Below are 25,109 nucleotides of genomic sequence, written 5' to 3'. Positions count from 1 at the left end.
CGTCGGCCCTACCCGCCGGCCGCCGTCGCAGCGGTGGCGTCGACGCGGAAGCGCCCCACCACATCGTCGAGGTCCATGGCGAGCTGGCGCAGCTCCACCGCCGCCTCGCGGGTCGCGGTCGCGCCGCCCGCGGTCCGGGCCGCGGTCGCTGCCACTCGCTCGATGGACTGGTTGATCGCCTCGGCGGCCTCCGAGGCATCGCCGAAGAGGCGGCTCAGCTGGTTCGTCGTGGCGGTCTGTTCCTCGACCGCGCCGGCGATGGTTGCCTGGTACTGGTTGATGTCGTCGATCACACCGGCGATCTTGCCGATGGCCTCGATGGCGCTGCCGGTGTCCGACTGAATGGCCTGGATACGGTTGCCGATGTCCTCGGTGGCGCGGGCCGTGCTCTGCGCCAGGTCCTTGACCTCGCTGGCCACGACCGCGAAGCCCTTGCCGGACTCGCCGGCCCGGGCCGCCTCGATCGTCGCGTTCAGTGCCAGCAGGTTGGTCTGCTCGGCGATCGATGTGATCAGCTTGATGACATTGCCGATCTCGTCCGTGGAGGTGGACAGCTTCGACATGGCTGTCGTGGTCTCCTGAGCGGTGGACACCGCGCTCTGCGCGATCTGGGCGACCATCGTCGTGTTGCCCGAGATCTCGCGGATCGCGGCGGTCATCTGCTCGGCTCCCTCAGCGGCCTCCCGGACTCGCGCGGTGACCAGGTTGCTGGAATCGCTGACGGTGTAGGCCTGGCCGGAGGTCTGCTCGGAGGACGAGCCCACGTCCGAGCTGATCGCCGTGAGCCGCTCGGACGCGGAGCTCAGCGACCGGGCGCCGTCGGCAATGGTGCGGATCGCCGATCGGATGTCGCTGACGGCAGCGTGCAGCGCTTCCGACATCTGCCCGATCTCATCGCGGCCCCGCACCTCGACGTTGACCGTGTAGTCACGCTGGGCGACTCGGCGGAGCGCCTCGACCGCTCCCGTCAGCGGCCGGAGGATGCTGCGGCCGACCGCGAAACCGAACATCGCGATGAGCAGCACGCCCCCGGCGACGGTGCTCCCGAAGATCCACTGGACCCGCTTCGTCAGGCTTGCGCGATACTTCACGGCCGCCGCGGCTTTGGCCTCCATGGTCCTGGCCGCCTTGGTGAGATCCTCCGAGAACGTCGCGTACGTGGTGTAGAGGTCGTTACCGATCTTGTAGATCTCGGCGGCCGGGACGGGCTGGAGCAGCTTCTGCTGCATCGATCTGGCCGTACTCGTGAATGACGACCACAAACCGGCCAGCGCGTCCACCGTAGCGGCGTCCGCCTGGTCGAGGGAATGCGTGCGCAGCTCGGCCACGATGCCGTCGCCGGCCGACATGTATCCGGCTGCGCCGTCGATGAAGGTCTTGGTCTGGCTGGGGAAGGCGAGGTTCGCGTTGACGAAGCTGTCGACGTTCGCGGCGTTGGTGTTCAGTTTCTCCAGCAGAACGTTGATCTGCCGATAGCCGTCCTGCGTGGTGGCGCTGTCCGTGAGTTTCCGCATGCTGATGAGCGCCGTCGCGCCCAACACACCGGCCAGGAGAACGCTCAGCAGCACCAGGCTGCTGATCTTCCACCGTACTGACCAGTTCCTCACTGTCGCCTCCGGCTGCTCATGCGCTTGGCACCCTTTGGATCGGGCCCCACAAATCAGCCATCGGCTCAGCCGCGACGACACGTGAGTCCCAACACGAATGTCCGGGGTGTGGGAAGAGGATCTCTTCGCATTCGGGATCGGTTTTCGGTATCCGGATACCGGGATGCCTGGTCAAGAATTGACGTAACAAACCGCGACCCGCCCGCATCACGGGCTTCAGTCGCCGGGCACGCTGCCGATGGAATTGGCGTGAGAATGGGGACGGCATCGCGCTACGCGCTGGTGGGGGTTGCCGGTCTCGTGCTCCAACTCGCGCTGCCGCACTTGCCGGTGCGCGTCGGCCTGGTCGTCTCCAGCGCCCCCATCGCGGTCGCCGGGCTGTGGGCCTGTGCCGGGTTTCGGCAGCAGGCGCGGAGTCAGCGAAGCCGGCAGCGGGTGGGGTTGCTGTTCGGCGCGTTGGCGGCCGCCCTGCTCGGCGCAGCGTACGTGCTCTACACCGTCGGCGCTGTCGTCCGCGCCGGCACTCTGCTCAACGGTGCGGCCGACGGCCTCGGCCTCCTGGCCGCCGCGGTGACGGTGCCGGCGATCCTGGTGGCTGTGCCCCCGTTCGGCCACCGGCTGGCCCGTGCCACCTACGCCATCGACGTCCTCACCGTCGCGGGCGCCATCTTCGCCACCGCCTGGCAGTTCGTGCTGGCTCCCACACTCGTCCACCTCGCGCCCGACGACCGCGCGAGATTCCTGGTCACCATGCTGCCCGAGATCGTCGCGGCCGCCCTCGCCCTCATGCTCATGTCGCGCCCGGGCGCCCACCAGTACCGGTCCATGCGGGTGCTGGCCGCCGGGATGGGCGCGTTCGCGCTCGCCGCGCTCATCAGCGTCCGCAACCACATCGAGGACGTTCCCTGGTACACCGGCGGCCTGGGGGCGGTCTACCTGATCGCCGGCCTCACCATCGCGCTGGGCAGCCGGACCGCCGTTCTGCCCGGCGAGACCGTCGCCGACGAGTCGCCCGCTGGTTCCTGGAGCACGCTGCCCTATCTCCCGGTCGCCGTCGCCGTGGCCTCGGTGGGCGTCGCGTACGCACACAGCGGCACGCTGAGCCCCGTCCTCGTCTGGACCCTGCTGGCAACGGTCGCGCTGGCCATGTTCCGGCAGTTCCTCAACCTCCTCGTGGTCCGTGGCCTGCTGGCCGACCTGCATGAACAGCGGCGCCGACTGGACCGGCTGGCCCACCACGACACGCTGACCGGCCTGCCCAACCGCGGGGCCTTCTACGACCGTGCGCGCGAAGCGCTCCATCGTGCGCAGCCGAGCAGCAACACCGCGGTGCTCCTGCTCGACCTGGACGGGTTCAAGCAGGTCAACGACACGCTGGGCCATGCGGCCGGCGACGCGCTGCTCATCGGCGTCGCCGAACGGCTCACCGCCGCCGTGCGCGAGGGCGACACCGCGGCCCGGCTCGGCGGCGACGAATTCGCCATCGTCGTGCCCGGCATTCGCGGACCCGAGGATGCCGTGGCCGCCGGCAACCGCATCCTCGATCGGCTGACCGAGCCGATCAGCATCGCCGGCCGCCGGGTACGGGCGCGCGGCAGCGTGGGCGTCACCTACGCCGCCGGGCCGGGCCATGATCTCGGCCGTCTCCTGTACGAAGCCGACGTCGCGTTGTACGCGGCCAAGGCAGCCGGCAAAGGCGTGGTACGCCGCTACCAACCGGCCGCGGCCCGCGCGGTGACCGACGCGACCGACGTCTCTTCACCTGCGATCCCTTAGCATGCGGGTGCGGCGGGGACGAAGAGTTCAGCGTCGCAACGTCTCGCTGGGAAGGACGCCGTACCGTTGGCGATAGGCGGCGGCGAACCGGCTCGGATGGGTGAACCCGGCCTGATAGGCGATCTCGGCCACGGTGGAGTTCGCCGGGTCGGCCTGGACGAGCTGCTCATGTACGAGGGCCAGGCGTAGTTCCCGGAGATACGAGAGCGGCGGCATGCCGATGTAGCGGCGGAAGCTGAGCTGTAGCGACCGAGGGCTGACGCCGGCGATACGGGCCAGTTCGGCGATCGGGTAGGGCCGCGACGGCTCGGCGCGCATGAGTTCGACCACCCTGCGGACCGCGCGGGGCGCCGCGAGAACCGGCCGGGGCCGGTGCAACGCGTCCCGGTACGGATGATCAGCGGCCAGCAGCAGCCCGGTGATCAGGTCCTCGCGGAGCCGGGCGCCCAGCACGGGGTGATGGAGCAGGCCGCCGCTGCGCGCCGACTCGGCGGCGACCAGCCGCAGCAGGTTCAGCCAGCTCGCACCGGCCGCGCCGGACAGGTCCAGGGTCGGCGCGAACCGGACCGGACCGGGGACCGGAGCGTCCAGCAGGTCAGCCAGGTGGCTCTCCAGCGCCTGCCGGTCGATCTTGACCGCCAGCAGCCGGCAGTCCCCGCTCCACCGTTCCAGGGACGTGTCACCGACTGGTTGGAACACGGCCGCGCTGCTGGTGGTGGCGGTGTGGGACGGCCCGCCGTCGCCCTGGTGCCAGATCATGGCACCGGCCATCGGCACATCGACGTGATACGCGCCCAGCTCGCCGAATTGCATGCGGATGTCGGTGCCGAAGCTCAGATCTCCCAGTGTGACCGGGCCTGCCGGTGCGATGCCGAACCGTGCTCGCCAGCCACGCCTGCCGGAGAGGGTGTCGACGACGTTGGTGTAGAAGTGCCGGGCGATGATGGACCGCGCCTCGTCGAGGTCACCCGTACTTTCCGTCAGGAACAGCATGAAGACAGCTTGACGGACAGCCGGGCGGTCCCGCTGGCAACCGGGCACCGGCCGCCGAGCGGTTCCGGCCGACGGGTGACCATGCCACGGCGGGAGGCCGAGCACTATCCCGGTCGACTGCCGGGTTTAGGCGATATTCCGGCGGGTAGTCGGCCGCCTTCAGGCGCGCCCCGGGCCGGTTCATCGGGACGTCGCAGTGCGATCGCATGCGGAGGTCCCCATGACGCAACTGGCATCTCGAGAGGCAGGGCAAGCACGGCAGGACGAAGTGCAGCGGCGAGGCCGTGAGCTCGGGTGGATGAGTCTCGGTCTGGGGGTGGCGCAGCTGGCGGCACCCGACACGGTGCGCCGGATCAGCGGCGTGGACGACTCCGCGACATCCCGGACGGTGGTGCCGCTGGTCGGGGTGCGGGAACTGGTCCACGCGGCCGGGCTTCTCACCAGTCGGCGGAAAGGCGTCTGGGCGTGGACGCGCGTCGCGGGCGACGCGATGGATCTGACGTCGCTCGGCGTGGCCATCGCCCATCGTGGCGGTCGCCGCCGCCGGCGGCTGATCGCTGTCACCGGTGCCATCGCCGGAATCACCGCGCTCGACCTGCTGACCGCCATGCGAGCCACCCGGGCGGCACGGAATGGCTCCGTGCCGGCGGTGCGGGGCGCACGCAAAGGAGGATCGATGGATCTGACGGCCACGACAACCATCCGCAAGCCCGCGTCCGAGGTGTACGCCTTCTGGCGCGATCTGGAGAACCTGCCGACGTTCATGGCGCATCTGGAACAGGTCCGCGCCACCGGTGACCGGACGAGCCACTGGTCCGCTGCCGCGCCGTTCGGCAAGGACGTCGAGTGGGACGCGGAGATCACTGAGGAGGCTCCGGGGGAGAAGATCGCGTGGCGTTCGACGGCGAACGCCGACGTGCCGAACGCCGGCACTGTCCGGTTCGTGCCGGCTCCGGACGGGGTGAGCACCGAGGTGCACGTCGTCCTGGTGTACGAGGTTCCGGGCGGCGTGATCGGCAAGGCGGTCGCGAAGTACTTCGGTGAGGAGCCGCATCAGCAGCTCGACGACGACCTGCGCCGGCTCAAGCAGGTGCTGGAGACCGGCGAGGTGGTCCGTTCCGACGGCGCCCCGTGGGGCAAGCGGGCTCGCAAGGAGTTCCCGCAGCGACCGGCGCAACCGCTGTCGGACGCCGAGCTCGAGAAGGGAGCGGACGCATGAGGGCGACCACCTGGGCGGGCCGCAACAAGGTCGAGGTCCGTGACGTGCCGGACCCGAAGATCCTGAACAGCCGCGACGCCATCGTACGGATCACCTCCACCGCGATCTGCGGCTCGGACCTGCACCTGCTCGACGGGTACGTTCCCACGATGCAGGACGGCGACGTCATGGGCCACGAGTTCATGGGCGAGGTGATCGAGGTCGGCTCGGGGGTGCCCGCGGACAAGCTCCAGGTCGGTGACCGGGTCGTCGTGCCGTTCCCGATCGCCTGCGGTGCGTGCGCCGCCTGCGCCGCCGAGCTGTACTCGTGCTGCGAGAACACCAACCCCAACGCCGGGATCGCGGAGAAGATGTTCGGTCACCCGGTCGCCGGGATCTTCGGCTACTCGCATCTGACCGGTGGTTTCGCGGGTGGTCAGGCGCAGTATGCGCGGGTGCCGTTCGCCGACGTCGGCCCGCTGAAGATCGAGTCGGAGCTGACCGACGAGCAGGTGCTGTTCCTGTCCGACATCCTGCCCACCGGCTACATGGGCGCGGAGATGTGCGACATCCAGCCCAGCGACGTGGTGGCGGTCTGGGGTGCCGGCCCGGTCGGCCAGTTCGCCATGGACAGCGCCCGGGTGCTCGGCGCCGCGAAGGTGATCGCCATCGACAAGGAGCCGTACCGGCTTGCCATGGCCGAGCAGGCCGGCCACACGACGATCAACTTCGATGAGGTCGACGTGCGCTCGCAGCTGCTGGAGCTCACCGGTGGCCGCGGCCCGGACAAGTGCATCGACGCGGTCGGCATGGAGGCCACCCACGGTGCCGCGCACATCCACGCGTACGACCGGGTCAAGCAAGCCGTGCGGTCGGAGACCGAACGCCCGCACGCGCTGCGCCAAGCGATCATGTCGTGCCGCAGCGGCGGCGTGGTCTCGGTCATCGGCGTGTACGGCGGTTTCCTCGACAAGTTCCCGGCCGGCGCCTGGATGAACCGGGCGCTGACCCTGCGCACCGGCCAGTGCCACGTCCAGCGGTACATGAAGCCGCTGCTGGAGCGCATCGAACGCGGCGAGATCGACCCCACCCGCATCATCACCCATCGGCTGCCGCTCGACGAGGCCCCGCACGGCTACGACATCTTCAAGAACAAAGAGGACAACTGCGAGAAGATCGTCCTCAAACCCTGACGGCCGACCGTGTCCGGCCGCTGCCGCGGCGGAGGCCGGATACGGCGCCGGGTGCTCAGCTGGTCAGCACGATCGCGCCCCGGGTGCCCCCGGCTTCTGCGAGACGGTGGGCAGTCGCTGCGCGTGTGAGCGGCATCCGGCGGGCGATCCGGGTGGTGAGTTCGCCATGGCCCATCGCCGCCAGCAGCGTGCCGAGTGTTCCGGCGTCCGGACGCGTCCACATGGTGAGCACCTCTATGCCGCGTTCGGTGGGTGGCGCGGCGGACTCGACAAGCCCGAGGTAGCGGCCGTGGTCGCGTACCGCCGGAAGGACCTCGGTACCGAGCAGGGCGGCGTCCAGCAGCGCGTCGATTCCGCCCGGCGCCAGGCGGCGCGCCGCGGCGACGACCTGAGCCGGCTCGCTTCGCGGGATCACCTCGTGGACTCCGAGCGCGGCGACGTGCTCCTCGTCGCCGTGGGAGGCCAGCGCGGCGACCCGGGCGCCGCGGCGGACGGCGAGCTGTGCGGTGAACCCGCCGACCGCGCCGCTGGCCCCGGTCACCAGCACGCTGTCCCCCGGGCCGAGCTGGAGAATGTCCAGGCACTGCGCGGCGGTGAGGCCGTTCATCGGCAGGGTGGAGGCCTCCTGGATGCCCACCCCGTCGGGCACGGCCGCGAACCATGCCGGATCGGCTACGACGATGTCGGCATAGGTGCCGCGATCGCCACCCTGGGTCAGCCAGGGCACATAGCCCGCGACGCGCTGTCCGGCGGGCAGCGTCCCGGCGTCGTCGAGGAGCACACCGGCGAAGTCCCAGCCCGGCACCACCGGGAAGGGCAGCTCCGGCAGCACTGCGGCCAGGGATCCCCGGCGGATGTGGAGGTCGATGGGGTTGACCGGGCGGGCCTCGACCAGGACCCGGACGCCGTCGGTGGGGGTGGGGGTGCGACGGGTGGCCGGCCGGAGAACCTCAGGCCCGCCGTAAGCAATCATCTCGATGGCACGCACGGAAGCTCCTTCGCGCAAGGCAGGAGGGGGCAGGACTGGTGTCCGGCGGGACGTTGATCGGATCCCGGCGCAGGACGTTGCGACCGCCGGGAAGCCCCGTTCCGGGGGCTGATCCGTGCGCGACGGTCCTGCCCGGCGCGCAGCCCGGTCAGCCCGATCATCGAGATCAGCCCGAATGCCACCGCGGCCAGGACGAAGGCCAGAACGAAGCGGCTCTCGGCTGGTGCGCCGGTGGTACCGGCCGACGCCGGCTCGGACGTCAGCAGGACGACGACCGAGGCGCTGGCGATCGAGCTGCCGATGGATCGGGCGATCGAGTTCATCCCGTTGGCGATGCCCGTGCGTTCGGGTGCGACGGCCCGGAGCAAGGCGGCCGGCAGCCCGGCGAATCCGAAGCCGATCGCCACACCGACGAACAAGGTCCCCGCGATGACCGACCACATTCGTTCGTGTGCGAGGGCCAGCACCGTGAACCCGGCCAGACCCGAAGCCCCGCCGACGGCCAGGGTGCCCCCAGCCCCGAGCGCCCGGACGACGAGGCCGGTCAGCTGGCCGGCGAAGAGGGAAACCATCGCGGCCGGCAGCAGGAACAGGATGCAGGTCTGCAGCACCGAGGCGCCGAAGCCGTATCCGGCGACCCGCGGTGCCACCTGTGCCAGCGCCGAGACACCGATGAACTGGGAGAACATCGCGTACCCCAGAAGCAGCCCGGCAATGTTGGCGAGCAGTACCGGCCGGCGCAGCAGCATTCCGAGATCCACCATCGGCTGGGGGACGCGGCGCTCCACCCCCGTCCAGAGCGCGCCCAGAACGAGCGCACCCGCCAGGCAGCCGAGTGTGGTCGACGAGCCCCAGCCCCAGACGGGACCACGAGACAGCGGGAGCAGCAGCAACACGAGCCCAGCGGCCAAGGTGAGCGATCCGAGCCAGTCTGCTCGTCCACCGGGGACGCTGCGTGGTCGCGGAACGGTGACGAGCACCGCGACCAGCGTGAGCGCCGTCAAGGCCGTCGCGAGCCAGAAGACCGCCTGGTGACCGGGGTTGCTGCCCCGAGTCAGCAGGCCGGCGCCCACCAGGGCGATCCCGTTGCCGAAGGCCAGCATGCCACTCACCAGTCCCATCGCCGCCGGGAGCCGTTCGGCGGGGGCCTCTTCCCGCAGCACCGACTGCGCCAGCGGGAAAACGGCGGTGGAGGTGCCCTGCAATGCCCGGGCCACCACCAGAGCCGGGAACGAGCCGGCGCAGGCGCCGATCACCGAACCGGCCAAGGTCAGTCCCAGCACCGCGACCAGGGCGGGCCGAGCTCCGTATTGATCGCCCAGCCGGCTCATCGCCGGCGTCGTGGCCGCCGCCGCCAGCAGTGTCGCTGTGCTGAGCCAGCTCGCGTGCCCGGCGCTGATGTTCAGCTCGTGCTGGACGACGCCGAGCACCGGCACCAGCACGGTCTGCATGAACGAGACAAGCACCGCCCCCAGGCCCAGGGTCAGGACGAGTGCCCGCCCGCCGGTCCGGCGGGCGGGCACTCTCGCGTCGGTGCCGGTCATTCTCTGACCCCCGAGCGCCGACATCGTCAGCCCAGGGCCTTGGTCAGCTCGACGGCCACCTGGCTGGAGGATGCCGGGTTCTGCCCGGTGATGAGGTTACGATCGACGACCACGTGCGGAGCCCACGGCTCTCCTTCCGAGAAGTCGACCCCCATGGCCACCAAGCGATCCTGGAGCAGCCATGAGGCTTTGTCCGCCAGACCGGTCTGCACCTCTTCGGCCTTGGTGAATCCGGTGACGCGGTAGCGAGCGAACGGGCTTCCACCCGGGGACCGCTCGGTGGCCACGAGGGCGGCCACCCCGTGGCAGACGGCGGCCAGCGGCTTCTCCGAGCGCAGCGCCTCGGTCAGGATCTCGGCGGAACGGGCGTCGTCGGAGAGGTCCTGCATCGGACCGTGGCCGCCGGGATAGAAAACTGCTGCGAAGTCACTGACCGCGACGTCCTCCAGCCGGATCGGCGAGCGCAGTTCCGCGGCCTTCTCCACCGCAGCGGTGGCAATCGCCGCGCCCTCGACGCCGCCGTTGAATTCCGGCCGCAGGCTGTAGCGGTCGACGGTCGGGACGACGCCGCCGGGGGTGGCCACGACGACCTCGTGGCCCGCCTCCTTCAGTGCTCGATAGGGCGCCAGAAATTCTTCGGCCCAGTAGCCGGTGGGGTGCTTCGTGCCGTCCGCCAGCGTCCAGTGGTCCGCTCCGGTCATGACGAACAGAATTCGTGCCACTTCTCAGCTTCCCTTCACTTTCTCGCCTGATGGCGAGGCTCTTCGGCGCCGCCTCATGGCGGCGTCGACAGAAGGACGCTATGGGCAGAAGCCATCGACATGCCAATAGGATGAGCGATATGAGCGATCAGAAATCCGATGAAGCTGCCGGGGATTCCCGACTCGATCTGATGTTGTTGCGTACCTTCCTCGCCGTCTACCGGGCCGGTTCGGTGACTGCCGGAGCGCGACTGCTCGGCCTCTCCCAGCCCACGGTGACCGGCCAGGTGCGCGCACTGGAGCACCAGTTGGGGCGGCGCCTGTTCGACAGAGTGCCGCGTGGCGTGGTGGCGACCAGCGTCGCCGACGAGCTCGCCGGCCGGGTCGCTGGACCACTGGACGAGCTTGCCGCTGTCACCGCACATTCGCCGGCCTCCAGACCGGAAGCCCTGGCCGAACCGGTGCACGTCGCAGGCCCGGCCGAGATCCTGTCAGCGCGGGTGTTGCCCGCTCTGGCGCCGCTGGTCGCCCGAGGGGTTCGGCTGCGAGTCGCCACGGGGTTGGCCGACGACCTGCTCGACGGCTTGCGCGTCGGCCGGTTCGACCTGGTGCTTTCGGCCGTCCGCCCACGCGGGCGCACGCTCGTTGCCGTTCCCCTGATGGACGAGGAATTCGTGCTGGTCGCCGCTCCGGTCTGGGCCGAGCGAGTCGGGCCTGTCGACCCTCAGGACCCACGATCGCTCGAGGATGCTCCTCTGGTCACCTACGCCGAGGACCTGCCGATCGCCCGACGGTATTGGCGGCATGTGTTTCACCGGCGTCTGAACGCCAGCGCAGCGGTGGTGATCCCGGACCTTCGTGGCGTGCTCGCCGCCGTGACCGCCGGGGCCGGTATCACCGTCCTGCCCCGATACCTCTGCGAGTCCGAACTCGCCTCGGGGCGGCTGGCGCTCCTGCTCGACCCCGCGGATCCACCGATCAACACCGGCTTCCTCGCCCAGCGCGCCGGGGCCCGCCGGCACCCCCACCTCACGTTGGTCCGGGAAACGCTCATCCGGGAAGCGCGGACCTGGTAGCCGCCGCGGGCAGGCGATGGCACCCATCCGCCGGCCGCGACCGATGCCGCACCGCGGACCACCTGCAAGGCGACGTCCGGTCCGGCCGATCAGTTGAGCAGCCCTGGTTGATGTGCAGGGTGCCGGGTGTCCGGCGGATCCGGGCCGCCGGATGGGCATATCTGCCAATCGACAACGTCGGCGGCTGCTGGTGCTCTGGAGGCAGAGCAACGCAGCCCGCGATGCCGCGTGTATTTCGGGCGGCGCAACCCGCGGATACCTCAACCCCACCCGCGATGGGAGAGGACAACGCCATGCCCGAGGCAGCCGGCATCGATCCGGGCGCCACGACCCCGGTGATCGCGACCGTGGAAGGCGGGCGGCCGACGGTCGTCGCCCAAGCGGAGCGTTCCCGGACCACGCCGTCGTGGGAGGCCCTCACCGAGCAGGGCGAGCGACTGGCGATCGGATAGACACCATGACCGATCAAGAGAGGGAGCCGGCGGCGACCGGTGCGGCCGTACCGGTCGGCTCGCCGGAACCGGCCGCGGAGGCGATCCTGCAGGACGTCCGACCCGGTCACGGCACTGCCGAGCGCCCGCTGCGGTCCGCCGCGGTGGTCATGGCGAAGGATGTCTGATGGCGCCGTCCCGCGATTTCTACGACACGCTGGGCGTCTCCAGGGACGTCAGCGCGGAGGACATGCAACGGGCGTACCGCAAGCTCGCCCGCACCTATCACCCCGACGTCAACAAGGATCCGGGTGCGGAGGAACGGTTCAAGGACATCTCGGAGGCGTACGACGTGCTCTCCGATCCGGAGCAGCGGCGCCGATACGATGCGTTCGGGCCGGACTTCCGTCAGGTGCCGCCGGACGTGGATCCACAGACCTGGGCACGCGCGCGGGCCGGCGCGGGGGTGGGCGGCGGTCGCGCCCGAGGCGGCGGCGGTGGAAGCACGCGTCGTGGCGGCGGCCCGGCGGAGGGCGTCTTCACCGGGTCCGGAGGCTTCCAGGACATCGACCTGGAGACCATGTTCGGCGGGATGTTCGGCCGCCGGGGCGGCGGTGGCTTCGGCCCGATCCCGGGCGCGGACCAAGAGGCCGAGATCGAACTGTCGGTGGAGGAGGCGTACACCGGCGGGCACCGGACCGTCGCGCTGTCCGGCGCAGACGGCAGCCGCACGCTGGACGTGACGATTCCGCCCGGGGTGACCGACGGCCAGCGGATCCGGCTGAGCGGCCAGGGCGGCCGCGGCGGCGACGGCGCCGCGGACGGCGACCTCTATCTCGTGGTGCGGCTGGCGCCGCACCCGCGGTACCGGGTCAACGGACGGGACATCACCGTCACCCTGCCGCTGGCGCCGTGGGAGGCCGCGCTCGGCGCGTCGGTCGCGGTCGACACCCCAGGCGGCGAGGCGAAGGTCCGGGTCCCCCCGGGTACGTCCAGCGGCCGGCGGCTGCGGCTCAAGGGCCGGGGACTGCCCAACCCACGCGGCCGGCCGGGTGACCTGTACGCCGAGGCCCGCATCATGGTCCCGCCCAAGCCGTCGGGCGAGGAACGGCGGTTGTTCGAGCAACTCGCCGCGGTCTCCACCTTCGACCCGCGGAGGCAGTCATGACCTACCCCCTCATCCGGACGCCAGGGCCTGCGCGCGGCCGGCTCAGCCTGACCACGTTCTGTCATGCCGGCGGCGTGCACCCGGAGATGGTCCGGCGGCTCGTCGCGCTGGGCATCCTCGACCCCGAACGCGACGCCGCCGGAGACCTGTGGTTCGGGCGCGACCAGCTGCTCGCTCTTGCCCGCATCCGGCGTTTGCGCGCCGGCTTGGGCGTCAACTACGCCGCCCTGGGCCTCGTGATCGACCTCCTCGACCGCGTGACCGCCCTCGAGCGTGAACTTCGTGACACCAGCTCTCGGCGCACCGGAGGCACATCGTGGACCTGAACCGTCTGACCCAGAAATCGCAGGAGGCGCTGCACGACGCCCAGACCAAGGCGTTGCGGTTCGGCCACGTAGAGATCGACGTCGAGCACCTGCTGCTTGCCCTCATCGAGCAGCCCGAAGGACTGGTGCCCAGGCTGCTCTCAGCGACCGGAGTGGACCCGGACAAACTGCGGGAACAGGTGGAGGCGGAACTGAGCCGCCGGCCCCGGGTCAGTGGTCCTGGCGCCGCACCCGGCCAGGTCTTCGTCACCCAGCGCCTGTCCCGGCTGTTCGATGTCGCCGAGCGTGAGGCCAAACGGCTCAAGGACGAGTACGTCTCCGTGGAGCACCTCGTGATCGCCATGCTCCAGGAGGGGCGCGGCTCCACGGCCGGCCGGCTGCTCAGCGACGCGGGGCTCACCCGGGACGGCTTCCTCCAGGAGCTGACGAAGGTCCGGGGCAACCAGCGGGTGACCTCGGCGATGCCGGAGGTCGCCTACGAGGCGCTGGCCAAGTACGGCCGTGACCTGGTCGCCGACGCCGCCGCCGGCACCATGGACCCGGTGATCGGACGAGACTCCGAGATCCGCCGGGTGGTCCAGATCCTGTCCCGCAAGTCGAAGAACAACCCCGTGCTCATCGGTGAACCGGGCGTCGGCAAGACCGCCATCGTGGAGGGTCTGGCCCAGCGGATCACCAATGGCGACGTGCCCGAGGGGCTGCGGGACAAGGTGGTGTTCGCCCTGGACATGAGTTCCCTGGTGGCGGGTGCGAAGTATCGCGGTGAGTTCGAGGAACGGCTCAAGGCGGTGCTGTCCGAGGTGAAGGCCGCCGAGGGACGCATCCTGTTGTTCATCGACGAGCTGCACACGATCGTCGGCGCCGGGGGTGGCTCCGAGGGCGCCATGGACGCCGGCAACATGCTCAAGCCGATGCTGGCCCGGGGCGAGCTGCACATGATCGGTGCGACGACGCTGGACGAGTACCGCAAGCACATCGAGAAGGACGCCGCGCTGGAGCGCCGGTTCCAGCCGGTGCTCGTGGAGGAGCCGTCCGAGGAGGACGCGATCTCGATCCTGCGCGGGTTGCGGGAACGGCTGGAGGTCTTCCACGGCGTGAAGATTCAGGATGCGGCGCTGGTCGCCGCCGTGGTCCTCAGCCGCCGGTACATCTCCGACCGGTTCCTGCCCGACAAGGCCATCGACCTGGTGGACGAAGCGTGCGCGATGCTGCGTACGGAGATCGACTCGATGCCGGCCGAACTCGACGAGCTGACCCGGCGCCTGACCCGGCTGGAGATCGAGGAAGCGGCGCTGTCCCAGGAGCAGGACTCCGCGAGCCTGGCCCGGCTCGACCAGCTCCGCAAGGAACTCGCCGATCTGCGCGCGGAAGTCGACGCGCTCCGCGCCCAGTGGGACGCCGAACGGCAGGCCCTGAGACGGGTTCAGGACCTGCGCCGGGAGATCGAGCAGATCCGGCACGAGGCCGAACAGGCGGAACGCGACTACGACCTGAACCGGGCCGCCGAGCTGCGGCACGGCAGGCTACCGGAGCTGGAACGCCGGTTGGATTCCGAGGAGCAGCGGCTGGCCGCGAAGCAGGGCGGCCAGCGGCTGCTGCGCGAGGTCGTCACCGAGGCCGAGATCGCCGGCATCGTCTCCCGGTGGACCGGCATCCCGGTCAGCCGGCTGACCGAGGGCGAGCGGCAGAAGCTGCTGCGCCTGGACGAGATCCTGCATGAGCGGGTGATCGGTCAGGACGAGGCGGTGCGGCTGGTCAGCGACGCGATCATCCGCGCCCGGTCCGGCATCAAGAACCCGCGCCGTCCGATCGGGTCGTTCATCTTCCTCGGTCCCACCGGGGTGGGAAAGACCGAGCTGGCGCGCACACTGGCCGCGGCGTTGTTCGACACCGAGGACAACATGGTCCGCATCGACATGAGCGAATATCAGGAGCGGCACACCGTGAGCCGGCTGGTCGGCGCGCCGCCCGGGTACGTCGGATACGAGGAGGGCGGTCAGCTCACCGAGGCGGTCCGGCGCAAGCCGTACTCGGTGGTGCTCTTCGACGAGATCGAGAAGGCACACGCGGACGTGTTCAACACCCTGCTGCAGGTGCTCGACGACGGGCGGCTCACCGACGCGCAGGGCCGCACCGTCGACTTCCGCAACACCGTGATCATCATGACCTCGAACATCGGCTCCCAGTACCTGCTCGAGGGCATCTCCGACGCCGGGGAGATCAAGCCCGAGGGCCGGGAGCTGGTCATGGGCGAGCTGCGTCGGCACTTCCGGCCCGAGTTCCTCAACCGGGTCGACGACATCGTGCTGTTCAAGCCGCTCACCCAGCCGGAGATCGAGCGCATCGTCGACCTGATGTTCGGCGAGCTGCGCGAGCGGCTGGCCGAGCGGCGGATGACGCTGGCGGTCACCGACGAGGCGCAGCGGTTCATCGCCCGGCAGGGCTTCGATCCGGTGTACGGCGCCCGTCCGCTGCGCCGTTTCATCGCCCGCGAGGTGGAGACCCGCATCGGCCGGGCGCTGCTGTCCGGGGACGCCCGGGACGGCGCGGTGATCCGGGTGGATGTGCTCGACGGTGAGCTGACCGTCGCCTACGAGAACCCGCCGGAGGAGTGACGTGGACAGCAAGGTGATCCAGTGCCCGAACTGCGGGCGCAAGAACCGGATCCCCGCGGTCGCCGAGGGCAGCCCGCATTGCGGCAACTGCCACAAGCCGCTGCCCTGGATCGCGGAGGCCGGCGACGACGACTTCGGCGACGTGGTCGAGCGGGCGAACATCCTGGTCCTGGTCGACATGTGGGCGACCTGGTGCGGCCCGTGCCGGCAGGTCAGCCCCGCCCTGGAACAGGTGGCCCGTGACCTGGCCGGCAAGATCAAGCTGGTCAAGATCGACGTGGACAAGGCGCCCAAGGTGTCCGAGCGGTTCACGATCCAGGCGGTACCCACGCTGATCCTGATGCGCGACGGCAAGGTGGTGGCGCGCCGGGCCGGCGCCGCACCCGCTTCGGCCCTGCGCAGCTGGGTGGACGAGGTCCTGGGGAGCGCACCGTGAACCCGCACGAGGAGCGGCTCTCCGAGACGCCGGATGTGGCCGGGGCCTACCCCCGCCTGTCCGACGAGCAGATCGACGTGCTGCGCCGGCGCGGCGAGAAGCGGCCGATCCGGCAGGGTGATGTGCTTGTCGCCGAGGGTCAACGGGAGCGCGACTTCCTCGTCGTGCTGTCCGGCACGGTTGCGGTGATCGAGGGATACGGCACGCCGAAAGCCCGGACGGTCCGGGTACACGGCCCGCGCCGGTTCCTCGACGAGCTCGGCCTGCTCACCGGGCAGCCCTCCTTCGTCTCGATGGTCGCGCAGGAACCGGGCGAGGTTCTCGCGGTGCCCCTGCCCGCGCTGCACGAACTGGTCCGCGAGGACCCCGACCTCGGGAACCTGATCCTGCGCAGCTTCCTGGCCCGCCGGGAACTGCTGGTCGGCAGCATCACCGGCATCAAGATCATCGGTTCGCGGTTCAGCCCGGACACCCGTCGGCTGCGCGAACTCGCCGCCCGCAACCGGGTGCCGCACACCTGGATCGACCTGGAGGAGGACCCGGACGCCGAGGAGCTGTTGCGGCGGCTGTCCATCAGCGCGAAGGACACACCGGTGGTCATCTGGCGCGACCAGGTGCTGCGCAACCCCTCGAACGCGGAACTGGCCCGGGTCGCCGGCCTGCGGCGCTCCCGCCAGGACGAGGTGATGTGCGACGTCGTCGTGGTCGGCGCGGGGCCGGCCGGCCTGGCCGCGGCCGTGTACGGCGCTTCCGAGGGGCTCGCGACGGTCGTCCTCGACGCGGTGGCCACCGGCGGGCAGGCCGGTACGTCCTCCCGGATCGAGAACTACCTGGGTTTCCCGGCCGGCATCTCGGGCGCCGAACTGGCCGACCGCGCCGTGGTGCAGGCGAAGAAGTTCGGCGCCGACCTCAACGTCCCGGCCGAGGCGGTACGGCTTGCATGGCACGACAGCGACAAGATCGTGCACCTCGACGACGGGACACAGTTGCGGACCCGGACGGTGGTGATCGCCACCGGCGCGCGGTACCGGAAACTCGACGTGCCGCGCCTCGCGGAGTTCGAGGGCACCAGCGTGTACTACGCCGCCACCTTCATGGAGGCGGTCTTCTGCGAGCGGCAACCGGTGTCGGTCGTCGGCGGCGGCAACTCGGCCGGCCAGGCCACCGTCTTCCTCGCCCGGCACGCCGCGCAGGTACGGCTGATCATCCTGCACGACGACCTCAACCGCGACATGTCGCGGTACCTGGTCGACCAGATCGAGCGACTGCCCAACGTCGAGGTGCTGCGCCACACGGAGGTCACCGAGCTGATCGGCGACGACGGCCGGCTGCAGGCGCTCGGTGTGCGCGACACCAGGACCGGTGAGCGGCAGCAGATCCCGACGACGGTGTTGTTCACCTTCATCGGGGCGCAGCCCTGCACCGGCTGGCTCGCGTCCAGCGTCGCCCTGGACGAGCGCGGCTACGTCCTGACCGGAGCGCAGGTGCGCACCGGCGCACCGCAGCCGGCGATGCTCGAGACCAGCCGCCCCGGCGTGCTCGCCGTGGGAGACGTCCGCAGCGGCTCGATCAAACGGGTCGCGTCCGCGGTCGGTGAGGGCTCCATGGCCGTCCGCCTGATCCATGACCACCTGGCCAGATTCGGACACGCTGCCGATCAGCGGTCCGGTACGTGACGTTCGGAAAGGAAACCATCATGTTGGAGACCCTCAGCCGTCACTGGTGGGCGGTGGCTCTCCGCGGCGTCGCCGCCATCCTGTTCGGCGTGCTCGCCCTCGTCTGGCCCGGGATCACCGTCTTCGCGCTGGTCATCACCTTCGGCGCCTACGCGCTGGTGGACGGCGCGTTCACCCTGGCCGCGGCGTTCGGCAACCGGGACGGCGCCCACACGCGCGGGAGTCGCGGCTGGCTCTTCGCCCGCGGCGCCGCGGGCATCCTGACCGGCATCATCGCGGCCGTCTGGCCCGGTATCACCGCGCTGGCCCTGCTCTGGGTGATCGCCGTCTGGGCCATGGTGACCGGTGTGCTGGAGATCGTCGCCGCGGTCCACCTCCGCAAGGAGATGCGGCGCGAATGGCTGCTTGCCCTGAGCGGCGCGTTGTCCGTGCTGTTCGGCATTCTGCTGGTGGTCTGGCCGGCCGCCGGAGTCCTGACCCTCATCGTGCTGATCGGTGTCGCTGCCATCGCGTTCGGCATCACGCTGCTGATGCTGGGCCTGCGTCTGCGCCGGGAGCGGCGGCACGATCCGGCAGCAGCCGGGCACTACCATCGACCCGCCACCGCTTGATTGCGTACGGCCGAGGGTCCGGACGGGCGGTCGGACGCCGCCGGACGCGCCATGGACCCACCGCAGCGTCCGCCGGACGACCGCGCCGTCGGCGCCCTGGAGCTGTTCTTCGATCTGGTCTTCGTCTACTCGATGTCGCAGGTGACGCACCTGATCGAGGAACAGCCCTCCTGGGCCGGGTTCGGTCACGGAATCTTGGCGCTGGTGGCGATCTGGTGGGCGTGGGTCTGCTACACCTGGCTGACCAACACCTCGGCGGAGGCGAGCCATCCGGCACGGACGCTGATCTTCCTCGCCATGTCCGCGATGCTGGTCACGTCGAGTTCCCTGGCGGGGGCGTTCGGCGGCGAGGCGATGATGTTCGCGCTGGCGCTCCTCACGGTGCGCCTGCTGCACGTCGTGTTGCTGATCTACTCGGCGCGCAGGAACACGGGGCGGCGTCGCACCTTCGTGCGTTTGCTGCCGATCCTGCTCATCGGCCCAGGACTCGTGGTGCTGGCCGCGACGCAGGAATCGCCGCGTCGCGAGGTGCTGTGGCTCTGTGCGGTGCTTGTGGACTTCGGCGGTCCGGCCCTGTTCGGCATGGGTGGCTTCCACGTGCGGCCCGGCCACTTCGTCGAACGCCACGGATCGATCGTCATCATCGCGCTCGGCGAATCCATCTTCCAGATGGGCCGGGCGGCCACCGGCGACCTGTCCAGGGCCGACGTCCTGGTGGCCGTGGTGCTCGGTGTTCTCGCCTCGGCGGCGATGTGGTGGGCGTACTTCGGGCTGAAGCACGGTGCGGCGGCGCGGCTGCGCCGGGCCCCGGCACCCGAGCGGGCCCGGCTCGCCCGGGACGCGTACAGCTACCTGCACCTGCCGCTGGTCGCCGGCATCATCTGGTACAGCCTCGGGGTGGGCGAGGCGATCGCCCACCCCGGCGAGCCGCTGCAACCGCTGTCCGGGTTGGCGCTGTGCGGCGGCGCCGCGCTGTTCTACGCCGGCGAGGTGCTGTACCGGTGGCGTGACCATCATCAGCTCGCGACCGACCGGCTGGTCACCTCGGTCGTTCTGATCGGGCTCATCCCGATGGCGCCGACCGTGCCCGCCCTGACCATCCTGGTCGCCGTCACCGCGGTCAGCGTCGCGTTCGTGGCATGGGAAGTGTGGCGGCAGCCGGAAATCGGCGGCGCACGTCCGCAGCCGGACTGACCCGCGCACGGGTGTTTCCCGCCCCAACGGGTGGGGTAGGCGCGCCCCATGGGTGGCGCGTTTCTGTCCTCCGTGTCAACGACGACCGTGCTCGCGCAGGATCCGGCGCAGCTGTTGCCGGCTCGTGAGCAGATGGCTTTCACGCTCGGTTTCCACATCATCCTCGTGCCCTTCGGCGTGGCCTTCACCTTCCTGATGCTGATCGCCAACGCCCGCGGCATCCGGCGCGGTGATGCCGAGGCGATGCTTCTGGCGCGCCGCTGGTCCCAGGTGGCAGCCGTGCTCTTCGCCGTCGGCGCCGTGTCGGGCACCGTGCTGTCGTTCGAGCTGGGGCTTCTCTGGCCGCGGCTCATGGGCGCCTACGGCGCCGCGTTCGGGATCCCGTTCGCCGTGGAGGGCCTGTTCTTCTTCCTCGAGGCGATCTTCGTCTCGATCTACATCTACGGGTGGCGGCGGATGCGCCCGTGGCCGCACTTCTGGTCCGGGGTGCCGGTCGTGCTGTCCGGGATCGGCGGCGCCTCGTCCGTGGTGGCGGCGAACGCCTGGATGAACCAGCCCGCCGGGTTCGCCCTGCGCGACGGCGAGATCGTCCACGTCCGGCCCCTGCAGGTCATCTTCAACGGCGCTTTCTGGTACGAGGCGGTTCACATGGTGCTTGCCGCGTACATGGTGGCGGGGTTCGTCGTCGCCGGCGTGTACGCGGCCGGGATGCTGCGGGGGCGCAAGGACCGTTACCACCGACTGGGCCTGGTCATCCCGTTGACCGTGGCGGCACTGGCCACGCCGTTGCAGATCGTCGTCGGTGACGTCGCGGCGCGGGAGGTGTACCACAACGAGCCGGTGAAGTTCGCCGCGATCGAAGCGCTGGGCACCACGGGTACGCACGTTCCTGAGGTGCTCGGCGGCTCCTACGCCGACGGCCAGGTGCACGGGGGACTCAGCATCCCGTCAGGGGCGTCCATCCTCTCCGGCTCCTCGCCCTCCACCCGGATCCAGGGCCTGTCCGAGGTCCCCGCGCCTCTACGGCCGGACGACCGGCTGGTGACGATCGTGCACCTGGGGTTCGACGCCATGGTGGGGATCGGCTTCGCGCTGCTGGCGTTGTCGCTGTGGTACGCCCTCGCCTGGTGGCGGCGACGGGATCTCCCGCGCAGCCGATGGTTCCTGAGGGCCACCACGGTGAGCGGCGCTCTGTCCGTCGTCGCCCTGGAAGCGGGCTGGGTGGTCACCGAGGTGGGCCGGCAGCCGTGGACGGTCGTCGGTCATCTGCTCACCCGCGATGCCGTCACGACATCCGGCAACCTGTGGCTGTTCTTCGGCGCGACCGTCGCCCTGTACGCGGCGGTCGGCGCCGCGACCCTGTACGTCCTGCGAACCTTACGACGCCGATGGCAGGCCGGGGGCGGCGCTACCGGCTCCGACGTCCCGTACGGCCCGTCCCCGGCCCGCGCAACGGCGACCGGAAGGGGGCAGGCGTGAGCACCTTCGCAGCCGTCGTGCTGTTCACCGGCGTCGTCGCGTACGCGGTCCTGGGTGGCGCCGACTACGGCGCGGGCTTCTGGGATCTGACCGCGGGCGGCGCCGACCGCGGCCGCGCGCCGCGGCACCTGCTGGACCAGACGCTGGCGCCGGTGTGGGAAGCCAACCACGTGTGGCTGATCTTCTGCCTCGTCATGCTGTGGACCGCTTTCCCCGCGGCGTTCGCCGCCATCATGACCACCCTGTACATCCCGCTGGGGCTGGCCGCGCTGGGAATCGTCGCTCGGGGGAGCGGTTTCGCGTTCCGCAAGGCTCTCGTCCGGACGGATCAGCAGCGGGCGACCGGTGCGGCTTTCGCCTCGTCGTCGGTCATCACGCCGTTCTTCCTGGGTACGGTCGCCGGGGGGATCGCCTCGGGCCGCGTTCCTCCGGGCGGGAACGGCGATCCCCTGACGAGCTGGGTCAACCCGACCTCGCTGCTGGGCGGGGTTCTCGCCGTGGGGGTGTGCGCCTTCGTCGCCGCGGTGTTCCTCACCGCGGAAGCGCGCCGGCACGCCCGGCCGGACCTGGAGTCGTGGTTCCGCCGCCGGGCCCGAGGGTGCGCCGTCGTGACCGGCACGGTAGCGCTGGCCGGGGTGTGGATCCTGCGGGCGGACGCCGGCCACCTCTTCCACGGGCTGCTCACCCGTGGTCTGCCGCTGGTGCTGGTGTCGGGGGCATGCGGCCTGGCGTGCCTCGGGCTGCTTCGCTGGGCAGCGCCGCGTACGGTGCAGGCCCTCGCGGTGACTGCCGCCGGGACCGTGGTGCTGGGGTGGGGCGTGGCGCAATACCCGTACCTGCTGGGCACCCGCCTGCGTATCGCGGAAGCGGCTGCTCCCGACCCCACGTTGTGGGCACTCACGATCGTCGCCGCAGCGGCCCTCATGCTCGTGCTGCCCGCCCTGGGATGGCTTTTCCTCCTGCATCAGCGAGGTGACCTGGATGGCGCCTGACGCCGCAGCGAGGGGGGCGGTCGGTGGAGAGTATGTCGCCCGGGCGCACAAGCCACCCAGGGCGGGTGACCTGCTCTCACCCTGGCGCGCGTGAGGATGAGGAGGTGACTTCCCCGTTGGCACCAACCGGTGACCGGCTCGCCGTTCCCGTCGACGATCGGGACCATGTACTCGGTCCCGAGGACGCGCCGGTCACCGTCGTCGAGTACGGCGACTACCAGTGCCCGTATTGTGCCCGCGCGCACACCGTCGTGCGGCAACTGCTGCACAGACGGACGAAGCTGGTGCGGTTCGCGTACCGTCATTTCCCGCTGATCAACGTTCACCCGTACGCGGAGACGGCCGCCGAGGCGGCCGAGGCGGCGGGGGCCAGGGGCCGGTTCTGGACGGTCCACGACTGGCTGTTCGCCCATCAGGGCCGGCTCAGTCCGGTGACCCTCATCGCCGCGCTGACTGACATGGGTCTCGACGGCGAGGCGATCGCGGGAGAGCTCCGGGACCACAGGTTCCTGGACAAGGTCCGGTGGGACTTCGTCAGTGGCGTCCGCAGCGGCGTCAGCGGCACCCCCACGTTCTTCATCAACGGGATGCGCTACAAGGGTGGGGATTCCATGCCGGAGTTGGTAGCGGCGGTCGACGCGGCCGACGCGGCGGCGCGCGCACCGGACACCTCGAGCGCCGCTGCGCGACGGCCTCTGCGGTAGTCGAGCTCCGGCGGCACGGCTCGAGGTCCAGAGGCAGAAGGAGGATTCGGTATGGCGAGCACAATTACCACCCCCACCGACGAGGACATTCAGCGCGAGGTGCTGCTCGAGCTGAAGTGGGACGCCAAGGTGGCGCCGAGCGAGGTCGGTGTCGCCGTCACGAACGGTGTGGTGACCCTCAGCGGGTGGGTGGACAGCTACAGCAAGAGATGGGCCGCCGAACGCGCGGCGCTGCGCGTGCGTGGGGTCAAGGCCGTCGTGAACGACATCGAGGTACGCCTGGAGGGCGACAACGAGCTGAGCGATGTCGCCATCGCCGAGGCCGCCGCCCGCGCCCTCGAACTGGATTCCCTCGTACCGGCAGAGGCGGTCAAGGTCTCGGTGTCCGGCGGCTGGCTCACGCTGCGCGGCGAGGTCGAGTGGGAGTACGAGCGGACCGAGGCGGAACGGGTGGTCCGGAACCTCGTCGGGGTCAAGGGCGTCACGAACTTCGTCAGCGTACGGCCGCGGACCGGTCCTTCGCCCGAAGAGCTCAAGAAGAACATCGAACAAGCCCTGGTCCGTACCGCGGAGACGGATGCCGAGCGGATCACCGTGACCACTGAGGGCAACAAGGTGATTCTTACCGGAGCCGTGCGGTCCTGGGCGGAGCGGCGGGAGGCCGAACGGGTGGCGTGGTCGGCCCCGGGTGTGACCGAGGTCGAGAACCGGATCGTCATCCAGGCCTGACCCGAGCCCGGCAGCATCGGCCGTCCGGAAGCGGCTCGCGACATCGCCCCGCCGAAGGTGAGCCGCGCTCACCCCGGCGCTGACGACGATCACGGCAGCGCAGCACCGCGCTGCGTCCTGGTGCGGACGTGGGTCCGTATCCGGTCGCCGCTCCGGAAGGAGCTGAACAGCGTGACCATCACTACTCCTGTCCGTTATCGCCGATTGTTCACCGTGCCTGCCCGCCGCGGTGACCCGCGTGCCGATCTCGAGCACCTCCCGGAGCGGATCGGCGAGATCATCAACAGCTTCCTGCGGGGGGAGCGGAGCTTCGGTGGCGCCTCCCGAGCGCCGTTCTGGGTGCCGGCGGCGGACCTCGAGGAAACGGACGACACCTACGTCCTGGAGCTGGAGGCGCCGGGTGTCCACCGGGACGACCTCATCATCGAGGTGCGGGACAACGAGGTCCGGGTCGCCGGAGAGATCAAGCAGGAGGAGCGCATGGGGATGCTGCGACAGGCCGGGCGGTTCCAGTACGTGGTCGCCCTTCCCGAGGACATCGATCAGGAGCAGGTGGAGGCGTTCCTGCACGACGGCGTACTGGCCGTGCGCTTGCGCAAGGCAGCCGCCGGAGCCGTACGGCCACAGCTTCGAGATCGATGGTCAGAGAGCAAGGAGGAAGGATGTACGGACCCGTGATCCGGCGCATCGCCCTCCCGGCCGGGGAGACGATTCCCGTGCTGGGACAGGGCACCTGGCATATGGCCGAGATCCGCGAGCAGCGGAATGCCGAGATCGGCGCGCTCCGGCTCGGTCTCGACCTCGGTATGACCCTGATCGACACCGCCGAGATGTACGCCGAGGGTGAGACCGAGCGGCTTGTCGGCGACGCGATCAGCGGTCGCCGTGACGAGGTCTTCCTGATCAGCAAGGTGCTGCCGTCGCACGCGACCCACCGGGGCGCCATCGACGCCTGCGCGGCGAGCCTGCGCCGGCTCAAGACCGATCGCCTGGACATGTACCTGCTGCACTGGCGGGGTTCCGTGCCGCTCTGGGAGACGATCGAGGCCTTTGTGGAACTGCAGAAGCGGGGTTGGATCCGCTACTGGGGGGTCAGCAACTTCGACGCGATGGACCTCGACGACCTGATGCAGATTCCGCGTGGGATAGACGTCCAGACCGACCAGGTGCTCTACAACCTCGCGCGCCGTGGCCCCGAGTTCAACCTCCTGCCGTGGTGTCGTGAGCAGGGCCTGCCGGTGATGGCGTATTCACCGATCGATCAGGGTGATCTGCTGTCGCATCCGGTGGTACGCGCCGTGGCGGAGCGCAACGAGATCACTGCGGCTCAGCTCGCGCTGGCCTGGGTGCTCCGGCAGCCGCTGGTCTGCGCGATCCCCAAGTCGGGGTCGATCGCCCGCGTGCAGGACAACGCGGCAGCGGCCGCGATCAGGCTCAGCCCTCCGGACCTGGCCGAATTGGACGCCGCGTTCCCGCCGCCGATCACGGCCCGGCCCTTGGAAACCCTCTGAGGACCGCCATGAGTCGGGATGACCCGCGGCGGCCTTGCGGATTGGCAACGATGCCAATCGACGGCGGCGGCCGGTGGCGGTACTTCTGAAGTACCGGGTCCGTACAGGGCCGGCGACGGTGGAGCCGGACGGCGGCACGCCGCATGTCGTCGGCCCCCGTC

Annotated in this window: 24 protein-coding genes; 19 read left to right on the top strand and 5 right to left on the bottom strand. The window is 70.3% G+C overall.

Annotated features, from left to right (window positions below):
* Positions 1–8: 8 nt before the first annotated feature.
* On the bottom strand, positions 9–1,607 hold the full coding sequence (locus tag AB0K03_RS36165; RefSeq protein WP_364694936.1) for a methyl-accepting chemotaxis protein: 1,599 nt from the start codon (positions 1,605–1,607) through the stop codon (positions 9–11).
* Positions 1,608–1,862: 255 nt separating this feature from the next.
* On the opposite strand from AB0K03_RS36165, the gene AB0K03_RS36160 reads away from it, so the two are divergent.
* Positions 1,863–3,383 carry a GGDEF domain-containing protein gene (locus AB0K03_RS36160; protein ID WP_364695025.1) on the top strand — a complete coding sequence of 507 codons (1,521 nt, stop codon included), beginning with the start codon at positions 1,863–1,865 and terminating at the stop codon, positions 3,381–3,383.
* Positions 3,384–3,410: 27 nt separating this feature from the next.
* Here the strand turns inward: AB0K03_RS36160 and AB0K03_RS36155 are convergent, their stop codons facing one another.
* On the bottom strand, positions 3,411–4,376 hold the full coding sequence (locus tag AB0K03_RS36155; RefSeq protein ID WP_364694933.1) for an AraC family transcriptional regulator: 966 nt from the start codon (positions 4,374–4,376) through the stop codon (positions 3,411–3,413).
* Positions 4,377–4,674: 298 nt separating this feature from the next.
* On the opposite strand from AB0K03_RS36155, the gene AB0K03_RS36150 reads away from it, so the two are divergent.
* Together AB0K03_RS36150 and AB0K03_RS36145 are read left to right on the top strand one after the other, a co-directional pair.
* On the top strand, positions 4,675–5,595 hold the full coding sequence (locus tag AB0K03_RS36150) for an SRPBCC family protein (protein ID WP_364694930.1): 921 nt from the start codon (positions 4,675–4,677) through the stop codon (positions 5,593–5,595).
* Positions 5,592–6,767: a zinc-dependent alcohol dehydrogenase gene (locus AB0K03_RS36145; RefSeq protein WP_364694927.1), complete on the top strand. Its 1,176-nt coding sequence runs from the start codon at positions 5,592–5,594 to the stop codon at positions 6,765–6,767. Before AB0K03_RS36150 ends, AB0K03_RS36145 begins: the two co-directional genes overlap by 4 nt.
* 55 nt (positions 6,768–6,822) lie before the next feature.
* Here the strand turns inward: AB0K03_RS36145 and AB0K03_RS36140 are convergent, their stop codons facing one another.
* The 3 genes from AB0K03_RS36140 to AB0K03_RS36130 are packed head-to-tail and all read right to left on the bottom strand — an operon-like array spanning position 6,823 to position 10,021.
* Entirely contained in the window at positions 6,823–7,755 is a 933-nt protein-coding gene (locus AB0K03_RS36140) for an NADP-dependent oxidoreductase (RefSeq protein WP_364694924.1), read from the bottom strand.
* On the bottom strand, positions 7,737–9,299 hold the full coding sequence (locus tag AB0K03_RS36135; RefSeq protein ID WP_364694921.1) for an MFS transporter: 1,563 nt from the start codon (positions 9,297–9,299) through the stop codon (positions 7,737–7,739). Before AB0K03_RS36135 ends, AB0K03_RS36140 begins: the two co-directional genes overlap by 19 nt.
* Positions 9,300–9,325: 26 nt before the next feature.
* Positions 9,326–10,021, bottom strand: coding sequence for a type 1 glutamine amidotransferase domain-containing protein (locus AB0K03_RS36130; protein ID WP_364694918.1), 696 nt, complete (start codon positions 10,019–10,021; stop codon positions 9,326–9,328).
* Positions 10,022–10,140: 119 nt separating this feature from the next.
* On the opposite strand from AB0K03_RS36130, the gene AB0K03_RS36125 reads away from it, so the two are divergent.
* The 16 genes from AB0K03_RS36125 (at position 10,141) to AB0K03_RS36050 (ending at position 24,948) form a co-directional block, all read left to right on the top strand.
* Positions 10,141–11,076 (top strand): LysR family transcriptional regulator, encoded by a 936-nt coding sequence (locus AB0K03_RS36125; RefSeq protein WP_364694915.1) that lies wholly within the window; start codon positions 10,141–10,143, stop codon positions 11,074–11,076.
* A 293-nt stretch (positions 11,077–11,369) separates the two neighbouring features.
* Positions 11,370–11,528, top strand: a complete 159-nt coding sequence (locus AB0K03_RS36120; RefSeq protein ID WP_364694912.1) for an Hsp70 family protein — start codon at positions 11,370–11,372, stop codon at positions 11,526–11,528.
* Between the two features lie 5 nt (positions 11,529–11,533).
* Entirely contained in the window at positions 11,534–11,695 is a 162-nt protein-coding gene (locus AB0K03_RS36115; protein WP_364694910.1) for a hypothetical protein, read from the top strand.
* Positions 11,695–12,675, top strand: a complete 981-nt coding sequence (locus AB0K03_RS36110; protein ID WP_364694907.1) for a DnaJ C-terminal domain-containing protein — start codon at positions 11,695–11,697, stop codon at positions 12,673–12,675. The genes AB0K03_RS36115 and AB0K03_RS36110 overlap by 1 nt, the downstream gene beginning before the upstream one ends.
* Positions 12,672–13,001, top strand: coding sequence for a chaperone modulator CbpM (locus tag AB0K03_RS36105; RefSeq protein ID WP_364694904.1), 330 nt, complete (start codon positions 12,672–12,674; stop codon positions 12,999–13,001). Before AB0K03_RS36110 ends, AB0K03_RS36105 begins: the two co-directional genes overlap by 4 nt.
* Entirely contained in the window at positions 12,992–15,616 is a 2,625-nt protein-coding gene (gene clpB, locus AB0K03_RS36100; RefSeq protein ID WP_364694901.1) for an ATP-dependent chaperone ClpB, read from the top strand. The genes AB0K03_RS36105 and clpB overlap by 10 nt, the downstream gene beginning before the upstream one ends.
* 1 nt (position 15,617) lies before the next feature.
* Positions 15,618–16,052 carry a thioredoxin gene (trxA, locus tag AB0K03_RS36095; protein WP_364694898.1) on the top strand — a complete coding sequence of 145 codons (435 nt, stop codon included), beginning with the start codon at positions 15,618–15,620 and terminating at the stop codon, positions 16,050–16,052.
* Complete coding sequence (locus tag AB0K03_RS36090) at positions 16,049–17,728, top strand: FAD-dependent oxidoreductase (protein WP_364694895.1); 1,680 nt, start codon at positions 16,049–16,051, stop codon at positions 17,726–17,728. The genes trxA and AB0K03_RS36090 overlap by 4 nt, the downstream gene beginning before the upstream one ends.
* Before the next feature lie 20 nt (positions 17,729–17,748).
* The gene (locus AB0K03_RS36085; protein ID WP_364694893.1) at positions 17,749–18,339 is read left to right on the top strand and encodes an HdeD family acid-resistance protein; all 591 of its coding nucleotides are present in this window, start codon (positions 17,749–17,751) and stop codon (positions 18,337–18,339) included.
* A 51-nt stretch (positions 18,340–18,390) separates the two neighbouring features.
* Positions 18,391–19,533, top strand: a complete 1,143-nt coding sequence (locus tag AB0K03_RS36080; RefSeq protein WP_364694890.1) for a low temperature requirement protein A — start codon at positions 18,391–18,393, stop codon at positions 19,531–19,533.
* Between the two features lie 72 nt (positions 19,534–19,605).
* Positions 19,606–21,012: a cytochrome ubiquinol oxidase subunit I gene (locus AB0K03_RS36075; RefSeq protein WP_364694887.1), complete on the top strand. Its 1,407-nt coding sequence runs from the start codon at positions 19,606–19,608 to the stop codon at positions 21,010–21,012.
* Positions 21,009–22,004 carry a cytochrome d ubiquinol oxidase subunit II gene (locus tag AB0K03_RS36070; RefSeq protein ID WP_364694885.1) on the top strand — a complete coding sequence of 332 codons (996 nt, stop codon included), beginning with the start codon at positions 21,009–21,011 and terminating at the stop codon, positions 22,002–22,004. Before AB0K03_RS36075 ends, AB0K03_RS36070 begins: the two co-directional genes overlap by 4 nt.
* Positions 22,005–22,108: 104 nt before the next feature.
* Positions 22,109–22,708: a DsbA family protein gene (locus AB0K03_RS36065; RefSeq protein WP_364694882.1), complete on the top strand. Its 600-nt coding sequence runs from the start codon at positions 22,109–22,111 to the stop codon at positions 22,706–22,708.
* 51 nt (positions 22,709–22,759) lie between these two features.
* The gene (locus AB0K03_RS36060; protein WP_364694879.1) at positions 22,760–23,437 is read left to right on the top strand and encodes a BON domain-containing protein; all 678 of its coding nucleotides are present in this window, start codon (positions 22,760–22,762) and stop codon (positions 23,435–23,437) included.
* A gap of 171 nt (positions 23,438–23,608) precedes the next feature.
* Complete coding sequence (locus tag AB0K03_RS36055; protein ID WP_364694876.1) at positions 23,609–24,115, top strand: Hsp20/alpha crystallin family protein; 507 nt, start codon at positions 23,609–23,611, stop codon at positions 24,113–24,115.
* On the top strand, positions 24,112–24,948 hold the full coding sequence (locus tag AB0K03_RS36050; RefSeq protein WP_364694874.1) for an aldo/keto reductase: 837 nt from the start codon (positions 24,112–24,114) through the stop codon (positions 24,946–24,948). Before AB0K03_RS36055 ends, AB0K03_RS36050 begins: the two co-directional genes overlap by 4 nt.
* Positions 24,949–25,109: the final 161 nt, after the last annotated feature.

The sequence above is a fragment of the Actinoplanes sp. NPDC049316 genome (genome assembly GCF_040677315.1).
Taxonomy (GTDB): Bacteria; Actinomycetota; Actinomycetes; order Mycobacteriales; family Micromonosporaceae; genus Actinoplanes.
Note: the sequence above shows the minus strand (reverse complement) of the source record. Positions and strands in the feature narration are given on the sequence as shown.